The organism is Sphingomonas pollutisoli (assembly GCF_029167165.1).
In the GTDB taxonomy this organism is placed as follows: domain Bacteria; phylum Pseudomonadota; class Alphaproteobacteria; order Sphingomonadales; family Sphingomonadaceae; genus Sphingomonas; species Sphingomonas pollutisoli.
In genome coordinates this window covers 407,177-421,290 of sequence record NZ_JARFNJ010000003.1, presented here as the reverse complement: position 1 = coordinate 421,290, position 14,114 = coordinate 407,177, and the positions used below count along the sequence as shown (strand labels likewise).

Below are 14,114 nucleotides of genomic sequence, written 5' to 3'. Positions count from 1 at the left end.
ACGGCACAATCCTTTTGTTGCCTGACGCGGCGGAGATAGGGCGCTAAGGGGCGGCATGCATCGCCGCGCCTCCCCAAGAATTTCTGCTGCACCGCAAACCGGCGGTGTGTTGGCGTTCGCGGCGCTGATCGGCGGCAACGTCGCGCTCGCGTTCGGGCCGTGGCTCGTCCGCCTCGCCGATACCGGGCCGGTCGCGGCGGCCTTCTGGCGCCTGACGCTGGCGGCACCGGTGCTGATCGCGCTCTCGCTGCGCTCGGGCTGGCGCCCGGCGGCATGGTCGTGGCGGCTTTGGCTGATGACGGCGCTGGGGGCGGCGTGTTTCGCCGGCGATCTCGGCAGTTGGCACCTCGGCATCCTGCGCACCACGCTCGCCAACGCTTCGCTGTTCGGCAATTCGACGACGATCCTCTTCCCGATCTACGGCTTCATCGCCGCGCGCACGCCGCCGACGCGGGCGCAGGCGGGGGCGTTGCTGCTCGCCTTCATCGGCGCGCTGTTGCTGATGGGGCAATCCTATCAGCTCGATTCGAGCCATCTCGGCGGCGATCTGCTCTGCATCCTCGCCGGGCTGCTCTACACGGTCTATCTCGCGCTGATGGCGCATGTGCGCGCCACCACCCCGCCGATGCCCGCGCTCGCGCTCTCGACGGTGATGAGCATCGCGCCGGCGCTGCTGTTCGCGCTGGCGCTCGGCGAGCGCGTTTTCCCGCAGCATTGGGGGCCGCTGGTCGGCCTCGCCTTCGTGAGCCAGATACTCGGACAGGGGCTGATGCTGCTCTCGCTCGGCCGCTTCCCGCCGCTCGTGATCGGGCTCGCGCTGCTGACCCAGCCGATCGTCGCGGCGACGGTCGGCTGGGTCTGGTATGGCGAGGCGCTCGGCCCGGCGGACATCGTCGGCGCGCTGCTCGTCGCGGTCGCGCTGGTGATGGTGCGCGCGCGGCGAGCGCCGGTTGCAACCGAAGGCGCCAAACACCAGAATACGGGCGGAGACCTATGATGCCGATTATCCCCGAAGACGCCACGCTCGACGAGATTGCGGTTCAGCTCGCGCCGCTGATCGCCGCCAACGCCGCCTTCGACGGATGGGGCGCCGCCGCGCGCGATGCCGCCGCCGACGCCGCCGGCGTCGACCGCGACGTCGCATCGCTCGCGCTGCCCGGCCAGATCGAGATGATCGCGGCGTGGTTCGGCAGCATAAACGCCGACATGGTCGAACGCCTGCCGCCCGAGGCGGTCGCCACGATGAAGATTCGCGCGCGCATCACCGCGCTGGTCGAGGCGCGGCTGGCGATCGTCGCGCCCAACCGCGAGGCGTTGCGCCGCGCCTTCGCGATCCTGGCGATGCCGCAGAACATCACCGCCGGCGCGCGGCTCGGCTGGTCGGCGGCGGACGCGATCTGGCGCGCGGCGGGCGACACCGCGACCGACTACAACCATTATACCAAACGCACGATCCTCGCCGCGATCTACGCCGCGACGATGAGCGTGTTCCTCGACGACGAGAGCGAAGGCTGGGCCGACACGCGCGCGTTCCTCGCGCGGCGGATCGAGGGCATCATGCGCTTCGAGAAGACCAAGGCCGGCCTGCTCGCCCGCGCCGCCTACCGCCCGAGCCTGTCACGCTTCATCGGCCGGCTGCGCTACCCGGCGGTGTGAGCGCCGCCGAAAACGGGAAATCCCCTCCTCATCGGGGCTGAGCGCGCCCGAAAGTTCGCCGCGCCGGGGCGGTCAGCGTGCTGATATCGAGAACGGCCGCGCCGCAGCACCGCTGCCCCAAGATGTGTTCGGCGCGGCCGCCATCGTGAAGCGCAACTCCCCGCCGGCCCGAAGTTCCGCGTCGGTCACGAAGCTGCGCGAGAGCGGCGCGCCGTTCAGCGTCACCGCGCCGATATAGGGGTGCGCATCCGACAGGCCATCGGCGACCACCGTGAAGCGCCTGCCGTTCGGCAAGGTCAGCACCGCGCGCGACACGAACGGCCGCCCGAGGACATATTGGTTCGATCCCGGCGCGACGGGGTAGAAGCCGAGCGCGGTGAACACCAGCCACGCCGACATCTGCCCGAGATCGTCATTGCCCGCGAGCCCGTCGGGCGTCGGCTTGTACTGGCTGTCGACGATCTGCTTGAGCCGCGCCTGCGTCCGCCACGGCGCGCCGGCATAAGCGTAGAGATAGGCGACGTGGTGGCTCGGCTCGTTGCCGTGGATATATTGGCCGATCAGCCCGGCGATATCTTCCGCATGGCTGTAATCGACCTTGCTGGTGTCGAAATCGAACATCGCGTCGAGCTTGGCGATCGTCTTCGCATCGCCGCCGAGCAGCGCGATCAGCCCGGCCTCGTCCTGCGGCACGAACCAGCTATATTGCCACGCATTGCCCTCGGTATAGTCCGAGCCATAGTTGATCGCGGTCGGATCGAACGGCGTGCGGAACGCGCCGGTCGAAAGCCGAGCGCGCAGCCAGCCGCTGTTCGCGTCGAAGCTGTTCCGCCAGTTGCCGGCGCGTTTCTCGAATCGGTCGGCGATGTCGGTCTTGCCCATCGCCCGCGCCATCCGCGCGATGCTCCAGTCGTCGAACGCATATTCGACCGTCTTCGAGGCCGCCTCGGGCTCCTTGTCGATCGGCACATAGCCGCGATCGATATAGTCGCCGAGGCCCCCATACGCGCGGTGATCGGCGCTCGCGACCATCGCGGCGAGCGCGGCGTCGGCATCAAACCCGCGCAGCCCCTTCAGATAGGCGTCGGCGATCACCGGCACGGCATGATAGCCGATCATGCACCACGTCTCGCGCCCGGCGAACTGCCACACCGGCAGGATGCCGTCAGGACTAAACTGCTGGCTCGCCACCAGCGATTGCACGACATCGGCGGTGGTCTGTTCCGGCTGCACCAACGTCAGCAGCGGATGTTCGGCGCGGAACGTATCCCACAGCGAGAAGGTCGAGCGGAAGGTGAAGCCCTTGGCCTGATGGACCTGATCGTCCGGCCCGCGATACCGTCCGTCGGCATCGCTCCACACGCTCGGCGCGAGCAGCGCATGATAGAGCGCTGTATAGACGCTGGTGCGGATCGGCGCGGGCGCATCGATCGCCACCGCGCCGAGCGCTTTCTCCCAAGCAGCGGTGGTACGCGCGCGCACCGCATCGAAATCGCCCGACTCGCTGGCGAGATTGGCGACGGCGGCATTCTCATCCACGCCCGACAGCGCGACCTTCACCTCGAGCGGCGCGTTCAGCACGCCGAAATCGAGCCGCGCCTCCAGCGCGCGCCCGAGCTTCTCGGCGAGCGCATCGCTGCCGCGCCCCGGCCCCTGGAAGCCCTTGTAGAGCAGCTTCTCCTCGCGATCGACAAAGGCGTGGTCGGTAAGCGGCGCGGAGAAGCGCATCGCGAAGTACAGCTTACGCCCCGGCGCCCAGCCGCGCGTTTCGCGGAAACCCGTCAGCACGCCGTCGGGGCGGAGATGCAGCCCGGACCACAGCACCTTGCCGGGATAGTTGTAGAGCGACGAGCGCAGATCGATCAGCAGATGCGCCGCCTGGCCGGCCGGAAACGTGTAGCGATGCACGCCGATCCGCGTGCCAGCGGTCAGCTCGGCGCGCACCTTGCTGTCAGCGAGCGTCACCGCATAATAGCCGGGGTGCGCGGCTTCGGTCTTGTGGTCGAAGCGTGAGCGATAGCCGGTGCCCGGCTGCTTGGGATCGCCCGGATCGAGCGCGACGCGCGCACCGACCGCCGGCATCACCAGCACGTCGCCGAGGTCGCTATGCCCCGCGCCCGAGAAATGCGTGTGGCTGAACCCCTGGATGGTCGGGTCTTCGTAGCGATAGCCCGCCGCGTGGCTGTAGCATGCGCGGATCTCGCAGCGCGTATCGGTGTCGGGCGAGAGCTGCACCATCCCGAACGGCGCCGTCGCACCGGGGAAAGTATGCCCTTCGCCGCCGGTGCCGATCATCGGATCGACCGTGTCGATCGGCGCCGGCGTCTGCGCGGCGAGCGGGGTGGTAGCGAGGAGAGCGGCGAGCAGGAGGGGGTGGCGCATTGGGACAGTAGAGCAGCCCGGACCATCCTACGCCATCCCCGTTCGTGCTGAGCTTGTCGAAGCACGTGCCCCAAGCGCTCCCGCCCGGAACACGTGCTTCGACTTCGCTCAGCACGAACGGAATTGAGGCGGGCCGATCAAATCGCCGCCAGCGCCTGCTCGAAATCGGCGATCAGGTCGCCGGCGTCCTCAACCCCGATCGAGATGCGCACCAGATTGTCGGTGATCCCCAGCGCCGCCTTGCGCGCGTCGGGCACCGACAGGTGCGTCATGCCGGCGGGGTGGCTCGCCAGCGTCTCGGTGCCGCCGAGGCTGACCGCGAGCTTGGCGATCTGAAGCGCGTCGAGGAAGGCGAAGCTTTCCGCCTCGCCGCCTTTCAGGAACAGCGAAAAAGTGCTGCCCGCGCCGGTGCAATGCCGGCGATAGATGTCGGCCTGCCGCGCGTCGCCGTGCGCCTCGAGGAAACCGAGATAGCCGACCCGCTCGACCTTGGGATGCCCGTCGAGGAACGCGCAGACCTTGGCGGCATTCTCGCCCGCGCGGCTCATCCGCAGTTCGAGCGTCTCCAGGCTGCGCAACAGCATCCACGCGGTATGCGGGTCGCAGATCGTGCCGATCGTGTTGCGCATCGAACGGATCGTGTTGATGTGCGCCTTCGATCCCAGCACGCCGCCCGCGACGAGATCGCTGTGCCCGCCGGCATATTTGGTGAGGCTGTACACGACCAGATCGGCGCCGTGCCGCAGCGGCTGCTGCCAGAGCGGGCCGAGGAAGGTGTTATCGATCGCGATCGGCGGCTTTTCCTCGGCGTCGGCGAAGATCGCGTCGCGGCTCGCCGCCACCGCCTCGATATCGACGAGCGCGTTGGTCGGGTTGGCGGGGCTTTCGAGATAGATCAGCGCGACCCGGCCCTGCGCCTTAGCCTGCTCCAGCACGGCGTCGATCTCGGCACGCGTCGCGCCCGCCGGGAAATCGAGCCACTTCACCCCGAACTTGCCGAGGATGCGCGCGATCAGCGTCTCGGTCGCGGCGTAGAGGGGCCCCGAATGGACGATCGTGTCGCCGGGCTGCACCATCGCGAGAAACAGCGTCGCGATCGCCGACATGCCGCTCGAGAAAGCGAGCGCGTCCTCGGCCTCCTCCCACACGCCGAGCCGATCCTCCAGAATCTCCTGGTTCGGCCCGTTGAAGCGCGAATAGACGAGCCCGTCGGCGCCCCCCGGCCGCTTGCCGGTGACGCCCTCGAAATGGCGCTTGCCGGCCGCCGCATTGGGGAAGACGAAGGTCGAGGTCAGGAAGATCGGCGGTTTCAGCGATCCTTCCGACAGCATCGGATCATAGCCGTGGCCCATCATCCGCGTCGCGGGGCTGAGCTTGCGCGCGCCGATCGATTCGAGCGCGGGCTTGGCGCGGCGCTGGGGCACGCCGCCGGTGAGGTCGGCTTCGGTTTCGTCGGTCATCTTGGTCTCCTGCGCACCCGGCTGAAGCGGGCCTGTCACAGATGTAACGATCTCGCGGACAAAAGGCAGCACCCGTTCGTCGCCCCGGCGAAGACCGGGGCCGCTCCATCGCGTTCGACCCGATCACGCCGAACGCCGCCGCCGGGCGACGATCAGCTCAGCCCGATGATCGAAATCTGCCGCCCATAGCCCGGCTCGCCGCGATGCGTCGCGCGGCGGAAGCTGAAGAAGCGGTCCTCATCGGCATAGGTGTCGAGCCCGAGCGTCTCGATCCGCCCCACGCCCACGTCGGCGAGCCGATGCGCGACATAGGCTCGGAGATCGAACTGGTGGTGCCCCGCGCGCCCGCTCGAGAAGAAGCGCGCGTTGGCCGGATCGGCGGCGTCGAACGTCCGCAGGAACGCGTCATCGACCTCATAGCTGTCGCGCGCGATGCACGGGCCGATCGCCGCGACGATCCGCTCGCGGCGCGCGCCCAGCGCCTCCATCGCGAGCACGGCGGAGGTGGTGACGCCGCCGAGCGCCCCCTTCCACCCCGCATGCGCCGCGCCGACCACGCCGGCGGCCATGTCGGCGAACAGCACCGGCGCGCAATCGGCGGTGAGGATGCCGAGCGCGAGGCCGGGCCGATCGGTGACGAGCGCGTCGGCGCGCGGGCGCCCGAATTGCTCGAACGCCGCGAGCACCGTCACCGCGTCCGACGAATGGACCTGGAACAGCGTGACCAGGCTCGCGCCCGGCAACACCGCCTCGGTGGCGCGGCGGCGGTTTTCGGTGATCGCGTCGGGATCGTCATCCGAACCGACGCCGACGTTCAGCCCCGCATATACGCCGCGCGACACCCCGCCGCCCCGCCCGAGGAAGCCGTGCGCGGCGCCCTCCAGCACGGCCGCGCGGTTCACCTCGATGCTCATATCACCAACCGCAGCAACCGGTCGTCGTCGATCGTTTCGCCGACCCGGAAGGCATAAGCGCCGATCTCCTCGAAACCGCGCCGTTCATAGAACCGCCGCGCGCGATGATTGTCGACATAGACGCTGAGGATGATCTCGCGGGCGCCGTGCTCGCGCGCGTGGCGGATCGCCCAGTCCATCATCTCCTGCGCGACGCCGTGCCCCTGCCAGGGGCCGAGCACGTAGAATTGGTAGAGTTCGATCGCGTCGGGCCGCCACTCGCCGGGGAACGTGACCGGTCCCATCTTGGCGAAGCCGATGATCGCGCCCGAGTCGATCGCCAGTCGCACGGTGAAATCGGGATCGGACAACTGCGCCGCCAGCCCGTTCACGCCGAAGGCATCGTCGAGGAAGGTGGTGAGATCGGACTCGCTGTAGAGCGTGCCGAACGTCTCGATAAACGATTGGCGCGCCATCGCCGACAGCGGCAGCGCATCGGCGGCGCGCGCGTCGCGATAGACGATCACGAAGCAAACCCCGCCGGCAACGGCCAGCCCGGCGCGGTCACGGCAAGCGCCTTGAACAGCGCCCCCATCTCGATCGTCAGCCGGTCGCGGTCGGCGACGATGTCGCGCGCCCGCGCCGGGGCGCCCTTGGCGAGCGCGGCCGCGCGCGCGTCGATGCCGAGCGCGCGCAGGAACGCGCCCTGCGTGACGACCGGCGACGGCCGCGCGCCTTCCTTCATCGCGGCGGCGGCGAGCGTGGCGAAATCGACATGCGCGGTCAGGTCATTCTCTCCCGGCGACTCGAACGGATTGGCGTAGGCGTGGCCGCGCACCGCCTGCAACGTGTCACCGATTGCCGGACCTTCATAGCCATAGTCGACCGTCAGCATCGCGCCGCCCTGCTGCGCGATCCGGCGGGCGAGCGCGCGGAAGATCGCGACGCTCGCCGGCGAGGTCTCGATGATCGATCCCGGCGCGGCATCACGCAACGCGGCGGGGATGATCTCGGCGGGCACCGGCTTGCCCGCGACCGGCAGGAACAGCGTGTCCTGGCACGCGACGAACCGCTCCGCCCAGCCGTCCGCCGCACGCACGAGCTGGCGGATCGGCAGCGCGTCGAAGAATTCGTTGGCGACGACGATCAGCGGCACGCCGTCAGGCAGCGTCGTCACGTCGTCGTGCCACGTCGCGCCCTCGACGCGCCTGGCCTGTTCGGCGCGGAGCACCGGGCTGGTCTCGACGAAATGGACCGGCGGCGCGAACCCCGCCTTGGCGGCGGCGCGCAGCGCATCGGCGGTGAGCGTGCCGCGTCCGGGGCCGCACTCGACCCACGCCGCATGGGGTCGCCCGGCGCTGTCCCACAGATCGGCCGCCCACAGCCCGATCAGCTCACCGAACATCTGGCTGATCTCGGGCGCGGTGGTGAAATCGCCGCCCGCCCCCAGCGGATCACGCGTCGCATAATAATGCGCGTTGGCGGCGGCCATGAACTGCGCGATCGGGATCGGCCCGGCGAGCGTGATCGCGCGCGCCAGCCGATCGGCGAGCGATGCTTCTTCTCCCCTCCCGCTTGCGCGAGGGGTCGGGGGAGGGGCGGTCAAAACGCGGGCCGGGCATGTGTGGACACGCCCTCCCCTAACCTCTCCCGCAAGCGGAAGGGGAATATCGTATGCATCAAGCCACGCTCTCCCCGCCCGCGATCGGCTCGACGCGGGTGCGGCGGCCCTTGGCGGTGGCGACCAGATACGCGCCGGCCAGGATCATCGGCAGCGTCAGCACCTGCCCCATGTGGATCGTGGTCGCGAAGAAGGTGCCGGCGAACTGCGCATCGGGCTCGCGGAAGAATTCGACCGTGAAGCGCGCGAGGCCATAGCCGATCAGGAAGATGCCGACGAGCTTGCCCGGTTCGTAGCGCGCCTTGGTCCGCCAGAAGAAGAAGCACAGCACCGCGAACAGGGCGATCCCCTCCAGCCCCGCCTCGTAGAGCTGGCTCGGATGGCGCGGAATCTCGCCGCCGCCGCGCGAGAAGATGATCGCCCAGGGCACGTCGCTCGGCTTGCCCCACAGTTCGCCGTTCACGAAATTGGCGATCCGCCCGAAGAACAGCCCGAACGGGACGCAGCAGGCGAGATAGTCATGCACCCGCAGCCAATCGAGCTTGTGGTTGCGCGCGAACAGGATGATGCCGAGCGAGGTGCCGATCATCCCGCCGTGGAACGACATGCCGCCGTCCCACAACCGCAGGATGTTGAGCGGGTGGAGGAACATCTCGGGCGCGTAGAACACGGCATAGCCGAGTCGCCCGCCGAGGATGATGCCGAGCGTCGCGTAGAACACCAGATCGTCGGCATGCCGCCGCGCCATCGGCGATCCCGGCTGCGCGATCAGCTTGAGCAGATACCACCAGCCGATCAGGATGCCGGTGATATAGGCGATCGAATACCATTTGATGTCGAAGAAGCCGAGGCTGAGCGCGACCGGGTTGAGGTGCAGTTGCTCGAACCGCAAATGCGTCTGGGTGTGCGTCGCGAGCGCGGCGGCGGCGGCAATCAGGGTCAAGCGCATGTCCTCGAACGTTCGTGCGCTTCCATAGTCCCCGGTGCGGCCACGGCCAAGTGCGGAACGATCGGCTGCGCCTAACGCCTAGCACCACGCGTCGCAGCCACTCCGTTCGCCCACCCGCTCCGTTCGCTTCGAGCGGAGAACGAGCGAAGTCGAGATCGCAGTCGAGAAGGCGCCCCTCGCCACCCGGTTCTCGACGGCCGCTTCTCGGCTTCGCTCGAAGCTGCTCGAACCGAACGGGGCTTTGCGAGGAAAGCTATGGTGACGCCACCCTTCGCCGGGTACAGCAGGGCAATGGCCGCACGCGGAGAGGGAAGCAACGTCAGCCGGCGCGGGCTGTTGGTCGGCGGCGGCGCCGGCGTCGGGCTGCTCGTCGCCTGGGCGCTCTGGCCGCGCGGCTATGCGCCCAACCTGCCGCTCGCGAAGGGGGAGACGCTCTTCAACGCCTGGCTCAAGATCGGCGAGGACGGCACCGTCACCGTCGCGGTGCCGCAGGCCGAACATGGCCAGGGCGTCTATACCGCGCTCCCGCAGATCCTCGCCGACGAACTGGGCGCGGACTGGCGCACCGTCGCGGTGCAGCCCGCCCCGCTCAACCCGCTCTACGCCAACCCGCGCGCCGCCGACACGCTGTTCGCGGGCGTGTTCGACGCGGTGCCGCCACCGCTGCGCGAAGCCCATGCGCGGCGCGGCGCGCTCCTGCTCACCGCCGGATCGACCTCGGTGCGCATGTTCGAAGCGCCGCTCCGCGCGGCCGGCGCGGCGGCGCGCGTGCTGCTGTGCCAGGCGGCGGCGAAGCGGTGGGGCGTCGATTGGCGGGCGTGCGCGGCCGAGGCGGGCTTCGTGACGCACGGCAAGCAGCGGCTGCGCTTCGCGGAGCTCGCCGCAGCCGCCCCCGGCGGCACGCTGCCCGATCCGCTGCCGCTGCGCGCGGACGACACCAACCGGCTGACCGGCCAGCCGCTGCCCCGGCTCGACGCCCCCGCCAAGATCGACGGCTCCGCCAATTTCGCGGGCGATATCCGCCTGCCCGACATGGTGTTCGCCGCGATCCGCCAGGCGCCGCTCGGCGATGCCCGCCTGCTCTCGGTCGATCGCGCCGCCGCCGCGAAGGTGCGCGGCATGCTCTCGGTTGTCACCAACGATGGGTGGGTCGCGGCGGTGGCGAGCAACGGCTGGGCGGCGGACCGCGCGCTCGACGCGCTCGCGCCGCGATTCACGATTCGCGGCGCCCCGATCAACAACGACAGCATCGACGCCGCGCTTGATGCCGCGCTCAAAGGCGACGGTACGCGGATCTGGGCGAAGGGCGATCTCGCGCCGGTGTTCAAGGGCGCGCGGCTCGTCACCGCCGCGTACCGCGCGGGCATCGCCGTCCATGCCGCGATCGAGACGATGACCGCGACGGCGCGGCTCGAGGACGGGCGGCTCGAACTGTGGCTGCCCACGCAGGCGCCCGGTCTCGCCCGCGCCGCCGCCGCGGCCGCGCTCGGCATCGCCGAAGCCGCCGTGACCGTCTATCCGATGCTGATCGGCGGATCGTTCGGCGCCAATCTCGATCACCGCGCGGCGCAGCAGGCGGCGGTGCTCGCGCGCGTGCTCAAGCGCCCGGTGCAGCTCACCTGGTCGCGCCGCGAGGATCTCCAGCACGATCGCTATCGCCCGCCCGCGCGTGCGCGCATGGCGGCGCGGCTCGGCGCCAACGGCCAGATTCTAGGTTGGCAGGCGCGGATCGCCGCGCCCGCCACCGGCCGCGAGCTCGCCGCGCGGCTGCTCGACACCGATGCGGCCGCGCGCGCGGCGCTCGCGCTGCCCGCCGCGGGCGATCGCTACGCGGTCGCCGGCGCGCGCCCGTTCTACCGAATCCCCGCCTATGCGATCGACCATCACCCCGCCGACATCGGCGTGCCGACCGGCCATTGGCGCTCGGGCGCGCACAGCTACACCGCCTTCTTCACCGAATGTTTCATCGACGAGCTGGCGCATGTCGCGGGCACCGAGGCGCTGTCGTTCCGCATCGCCATGCTCGGCGGCGATGCGCGGCTGGCGCGCTGCCTGTCGACCGCCGCCGCGCTCGGCGGATGGGAAGGCGGCGTGCCGGGCAGCGGGCAAGGCATCGCCTGCCACAGCTTTCGCGGCAGCCACATCGCGGTGCTGGCCGAGGCGCATATCGACGACGACCGGACGGTCGCGGTCGATCGCATCGTCGCGGCGGTCGATTGCGGGCGGCAGATCAACCCCGATCTCGTCCGCCAGCAGATCGAGGGCGGGCTGATCTTCGGCATGGCGGCGGCGATCGGCGGCGCGACCGGGTTCAGCGAGAATCGCGCCGACGTGCGCACCTTGCGCGACCTCGGCCTGCCGCGCCTCGCCGACACGCCCGACATCACCGTCGAACTGATTTCGAGCGAGGCCGATCCCGGTGGGGTGAGCGAACTCGCCGTGCCCGCGGTCGCGCCCGCGATCGCCAACGCCTTGCAGACATCGACCGGCTACCGCCTGCGTTCGTTGCCGCTCACCGTAGGAAACTCCTGATGCTCCCCGCCAACCATCCCCCCGTCGCGGCGCCGCGCATCGGCGTCCTGATCGTCAACCTCGGCACGCCCGATGATGCCTCGCCGCGCGCGGTGAAGCGCTACCTCGGCGAATTCCTGTCGGATCGCCGCGTCGTCGAAATCTCGCCCCTGCTCTGGCAGCCGATCCTGCGCGGCATCATCCTCAACACCCGCCCCCGGAAGTCGGCGCATGCCTATCGCCAGGTCTGGCGCGAGGACGGCTCGCCGCTCGCGGCGATCACGGCGGCGCAGGCGCGCGCGTTGCAGGGCGCTTTCGGTGACGGCGTCACGGTCGATTGGGCGATGCGCTACGGCACGCCGGCGATCCCCGAGCGGCTGGCGGCGATGAAGGCGGCCGGGTGCGAGCGCATCCTGATCGCCCCGCTCTATCCGCAATATTGCGCCGCCACGACCGCCACCGCCAATGACAGCGCCTTCGCCACGCTCGCGGCGATGCGCTGGCAGCCGGCGCTGCGCACGCTGCCGCCCTATCACGACGATCCGCGCTACATCGCCGCGCTGAAAGCATCGGTCGAGGCGTCGCTCGCCGCGCTCGATTTCACGCCCGATGCGATCCTCGCCAGTTTCCACGGCATGCCCAAGCGCACGCTGGAGCTCGGCGATCCCTATCACTGCCATTGCCAGAAGACCGCGCGGCTGCTCGCCGAGGCGATCGACCGACCGCTCACCATCACCTTCCAGTCGCGCTTCGGCCCCGCCAAATGGCTCGAACCCGCGACCGACACCACGCTGGCCGCCCTGCCCGCGCAAGGGGTGAAGCGGGTGGCGATCGTCGCGCCGGGCTTCTCGGCGGATTGTCTGGAAACGCTCGAGGAACTGGCGATTCGCGGACGCGAGACGTTTCTGGCGGCGGGGGGCACGGACTTCGCCTATCTTCCCTGCCTGAACGATAGCACCACAGGGGTGCAGCTTTTGCGGCAAATACTCAGACAAGAACTTGAAGGGTGGCTCCCCGCCGCCTAGCGTCGAAACGGCCAAACGCAGGAGAGAGACATGGCACGCGTAGGAATTGTCACGGGTGGAACGCGCGGTATCGGCGAAGCGATCAGTCTCGCACTCAAGGAAGCGGGGGTGACGGTCGCCGCGACCTATGCGGGCAACGACGCGCGCGCGCGGGAGTTCACCGAGCGTACCGGTATCGCCGCGTACAAATGGGACGTCGCCGATCACGCGGCCTGCCTCGCCGGTTGCGCCAAAGTGGTCGAAGAACTCGGGCCGGTCGATATTCTCGTCAACAACGCCGGCATCACCCGCGACGGCACCATTCTCAAGATGACCTATGAGATGTGGAAAGAGGTGATGGACACCAATCTCGGCGGCTGCTTCAACATGGCCAAGGCGGTGTTCCCCGGCATGCGCGAGCGCAAATGGGGGCGGATCGTCAACATCGGCTCGATCAACGGGCAGGCCGGCCAATATGGCCAGGTCAATTACGCCGCCGCCAAATCGGGCATCCACGGCTTCACCAAGGCGCTCGCGCAGGAAGGCGCGCGCGCCGGCGTCACCGTCAACGCGATCGCGCCGGGGTATATCGACACCGACATGGTCGCGGCGGTTCCGGCCGATGTGCTCGAAAAGATCGTCGCCAAGATTCCGGTCGGCCGCCTGGGGCAGGCGCATGAGATCGCGCGCGGCGTCGCGTTCCTGTGTTCGGAGGACGGCGGCTTCGTGACGGGCTCGACGCTGAGCATCAACGGCGGACAACATATGTACTGACGGGCGCAGGGCCGGCCGAGCCGCGCCGACGCGCTCCGCGCGTCGCCCGGCACGGCCGGCGGGTCGGCGCCAAGCCGAACCCGGCCGACGGCTTCGCCGTCGGCGCCGGCATGCAAATCACCCGTTTGTGCCAAGCGGAAGGGAAGGTCAGTCCGGGGGCGGATAGTCGACCTGGCCGCAGCTCACCGGGCCGCCCGCGACCGCGTTCACCGTGCAGGCGGGCTTGCCGTACACCGTCACGCCGCCGAGGCCGGTGGTGGTGACGGCAGCGGTGTAGCGCGCCTGCGCGTCGATCGCGCCATTGCCGTCGAGCCGGACGGTGAGATCGTCCGCGACCAGCGGCGCGGCGGCGATGCTGGCGCTGCCGCTCGTCGTCAGCCGCGCCTTGGCGGCGCGCCCGCCAAGGGTCATCGTGCCCGCGCCGAGCACGGTCGCGAAAAGCTGATCGGCGTCGATCGTCGGCGCGGCGAGCGTCCCGCTGCCGGTCAGCGACAGGTCCAGCCGCTGGCCGCGAAACGGGCCGCCGACCGAGACCTGCGCCGCGCCGACCGCCACGATGCTGCGAATCGCCTGGGTCGAGATACGCACGACCGGCGCGGTGTGTCGGGCGCCGCCCTGCTCGCCCCAGCCGTTCACGCCCGCGCGCACGATCAGCGTGGTGCCATCGACGCGCACGTCGAGATCGCCGAGCGCGCGGGGATCGCCCTCGGCGCTGCCGCCGGGCGCGCCGCCGAGCGTCACGATCACGCGGAACGGCCCGTCGATGCGGACCCGGTCGAAGCTGCCGATCGCGAATCCGCGCTGTTCGGCGGCGGCGGGCGCGGGGAGGCAGAACAGCGGCAGGGCGGCGAGAAGACGTTTCAC

The 14,114-nt window shown here is 69.8% G+C and carries 12 protein-coding genes; 5 read left to right on the top strand and 7 right to left on the bottom strand.

Going from position 1 to position 14,114, the window contains the following annotated elements:
- Positions 1-55 precede the first annotated feature (55 nt).
- The gene (locus PX554_RS08270; RefSeq protein ID WP_093224916.1) at positions 56-997 is read left to right on the top strand and encodes a DMT family transporter; all 942 of its coding nucleotides are present in this window, start codon (positions 56-58) and stop codon (positions 995-997) included.
- Complete coding sequence (locus PX554_RS08265) at positions 997-1,656, top strand: COQ9 family protein (protein ID WP_256326251.1); 660 nt, start codon at positions 997-999, stop codon at positions 1,654-1,656. The genes PX554_RS08270 and PX554_RS08265 overlap by 1 nt, the downstream gene beginning before the upstream one ends.
- A gap of 72 nt (positions 1,657-1,728) precedes the next feature.
- Here PX554_RS08265 and PX554_RS08260 read toward each other — a convergent pair whose 3' ends face one another.
- The 6 genes from PX554_RS08260 to lgt all read right to left on the bottom strand — a co-directional run bounded on the left by PX554_RS08260 (position 1,729) and on the right by lgt (position 8,961).
- Complete coding sequence (locus PX554_RS08260; RefSeq protein ID WP_275500596.1) at positions 1,729-4,038, bottom strand: GH92 family glycosyl hydrolase; 2,310 nt, start codon at positions 4,036-4,038, stop codon at positions 1,729-1,731.
- A gap of 137 nt (positions 4,039-4,175) precedes the next feature.
- Entirely contained in the window at positions 4,176-5,498 is a 1,323-nt protein-coding gene (locus tag PX554_RS08255; protein WP_275500595.1) for a cystathionine gamma-synthase family protein, read from the bottom strand.
- Between the two features lie 152 nt (positions 5,499-5,650).
- A complete protein-coding gene (gene pgeF, locus PX554_RS08250) occupies positions 5,651-6,412 on the bottom strand; it encodes a peptidoglycan editing factor PgeF (RefSeq protein ID WP_275500592.1) in 762 nt (253 codons plus the stop codon).
- Entirely contained in the window at positions 6,409-6,918 is a 510-nt protein-coding gene (locus PX554_RS08245) for a GNAT family N-acetyltransferase (protein ID WP_275500591.1), read from the bottom strand. The genes pgeF and PX554_RS08245 overlap by 4 nt, the downstream gene beginning before the upstream one ends.
- The gene (locus PX554_RS08240) at positions 6,915-7,997 is read right to left on the bottom strand and encodes a class I SAM-dependent methyltransferase (protein WP_420833430.1); all 1,083 of its coding nucleotides are present in this window, start codon (positions 7,995-7,997) and stop codon (positions 6,915-6,917) included. The genes PX554_RS08245 and PX554_RS08240 overlap by 4 nt, the downstream gene beginning before the upstream one ends.
- Positions 7,998-8,070: 73 nt before the next feature.
- Positions 8,071-8,961 carry a prolipoprotein diacylglyceryl transferase gene (lgt, locus tag PX554_RS08235; protein ID WP_275500589.1) on the bottom strand — a complete coding sequence of 297 codons (891 nt, stop codon included), beginning with the start codon at positions 8,959-8,961 and terminating at the stop codon, positions 8,071-8,073.
- A gap of 291 nt (positions 8,962-9,252) precedes the next feature.
- Here lgt and PX554_RS08230 point away from each other — a divergent pair, with 291 nt between their 5' ends.
- Genes PX554_RS08230 through phbB form a run of 3 tightly spaced genes read left to right on the top strand, consistent with a single transcriptional unit; the run spans position 9,253 to position 13,250 of the window.
- Positions 9,253-11,493 (top strand): xanthine dehydrogenase family protein molybdopterin-binding subunit, encoded by a 2,241-nt coding sequence (locus tag PX554_RS08230; protein ID WP_275500997.1) that lies wholly within the window; start codon positions 9,253-9,255, stop codon positions 11,491-11,493.
- Positions 11,493-12,497 carry a ferrochelatase gene (gene hemH / locus PX554_RS08225; protein ID WP_093224907.1) on the top strand — a complete coding sequence of 335 codons (1,005 nt, stop codon included), beginning with the start codon at positions 11,493-11,495 and terminating at the stop codon, positions 12,495-12,497. Before PX554_RS08230 ends, hemH begins: the two co-directional genes overlap by 1 nt.
- A 30-nt stretch (positions 12,498-12,527) precedes the next feature.
- The gene (gene phbB, locus PX554_RS08220; protein ID WP_093224906.1) at positions 12,528-13,250 is read left to right on the top strand and encodes an acetoacetyl-CoA reductase; all 723 of its coding nucleotides are present in this window, start codon (positions 12,528-12,530) and stop codon (positions 13,248-13,250) included.
- Between the two features lie 147 nt (positions 13,251-13,397).
- Here the strand turns inward: phbB and PX554_RS08215 are convergent, their stop codons facing one another.
- Complete coding sequence (locus PX554_RS08215; protein ID WP_093224904.1) at positions 13,398-14,114, bottom strand: GIN domain-containing protein; 717 nt, start codon at positions 14,112-14,114, stop codon at positions 13,398-13,400.

Excerpts from the sequence above, each read along its gene's own strand:
- PX554_RS08270 (WP_093224916.1), top strand. The coding sequence starts at position 56 with ATGCATCGCCGCGCCTCCCCAAGAATTTCTGCTGCACCGCAAACCGGC.
- PX554_RS08265 (WP_256326251.1), top strand. The coding sequence starts at position 997 with ATGCCGATTATCCCCGAAGACGCCACGCTCGACGAGATTGCGGTTCAG.
- PX554_RS08260 (WP_275500596.1), bottom strand. The coding sequence starts at position 4,038 with ATGCGCCACCCCCTCCTGCTCGCCGCTCTCCTCGCTACCACCCCGCTC.
- PX554_RS08255 (WP_275500595.1), bottom strand. The coding sequence starts at position 5,498 with ATGACCGACGAAACCGAAGCCGACCTCACCGGCGGCGTGCCCCAGCGC.
- pgeF (WP_275500592.1), bottom strand. The coding sequence starts at position 6,412 with ATGAGCATCGAGGTGAACCGCGCGGCCGTGCTGGAGGGCGCCGCGCAC.
- lgt (WP_275500589.1), bottom strand. The coding sequence starts at position 8,961 with ATGCGCTTGACCCTGATTGCCGCCGCCGCCGCGCTCGCGACGCACACC.
- PX554_RS08230 (WP_275500997.1), top strand. The coding sequence starts at position 9,253 with ATGGCCGCACGCGGAGAGGGAAGCAACGTCAGCCGGCGCGGGCTGTTG.
- hemH (WP_093224907.1), top strand. The coding sequence starts at position 11,493 with ATGCTCCCCGCCAACCATCCCCCCGTCGCGGCGCCGCGCATCGGCGTC.
- phbB (WP_093224906.1), top strand. The coding sequence starts at position 12,528 with ATGGCACGCGTAGGAATTGTCACGGGTGGAACGCGCGGTATCGGCGAA.